We start from the raw sequence: 994 nt of genomic DNA on the forward strand, positions 1-994 counted from the left end.
GTTTGTTGAGCTCTGGTTCGCAAGATCCGGCGTCTGCCGCGCGTCGCAAAGAGCAAGAGTTAGAACGCAGCCAAGAACAAGCATTGCGTGAAAAAATCGACTCTGTTCTGTTGCCTATTCTTGGTTTTGGTAACTACACCGCGCAAGTGGATATCCAAATGGATTTCAGTGCGGTTGAGCAAACTCGTAAACGTTTCGACCCAAATACGCCATCGACCCGCAGTGAGTACGCGCTAGAAGATTACAACAACGGCAACATGGTAGCAGGCATTCCGGGTGCGCTTAGTAATCAGCCTCCGGCGGATGCTTCTATTCCGCAAGACGTCGCGCAAATGAAAGACGGCTCGGTAATGGGGCAAGGCTCTGTACGTAAAGAATCGACCCGCAACTTCGAGCTAGATACCACGATTAGCCATGAGCGTAAGCAAACGGGCACCGTGGCGCGCCAGACTGTTTCAGTTGCCATCAAAGACCGTCGCCAAGTTAATCCAGATACAGGTGAAGTGACTTACACACCGATGTCGGAAGGTGAAATCAACGCGATTCGTCAGGTGTTGATTGGCACCGTCGGCTTTGATCAATCTCGTGGTGATTTACTTAACGTATTGAGCGTCAAGTTTGCCGAGCCAGAAACCGAGCAGCTTGTTGACCAACCAATTTGGGAACACCCGAACTTCAACGATTGGGTTCGTTGGTTCGCCAGCGCTTTAGTTATCATCGTGGTTGTGCTTGTACTGGTTCGCCCTGCAATGAAGAAACTGCTTAACCCAGCTGGTGATGACGACGATGAAATGTACGGCCCAGACGGCTTGCCAATTGGTGCCGATGGCGAAACCAGCCTAATTGGTAGCGACATTGAAAGCAGTGAGCTGTTTGAATTTGGTTCAAGTATCGATCTGCCTAACCTTCATAAAGATGAAGACGTACTGAAAGCGGTTCGTGCACTTGTAGCGAACGAACCAGAGCTAGCGGCTCAAGTTGTGAAAAACTGGAT

Annotated in this window: 1 protein-coding gene; it reads left to right on the top strand. The window is 50.0% G+C overall.

What is annotated here, in order from left to right:
- The coding region (locus R7Z50_RS25025) for a flagellar M-ring protein FliF C-terminal domain-containing protein (protein ID WP_318149425.1) at window positions 1–994 on the top strand (994 nt) is incomplete at both ends.

The organism is Vibrio sp. 1249-1 (genome assembly GCF_033340495.1).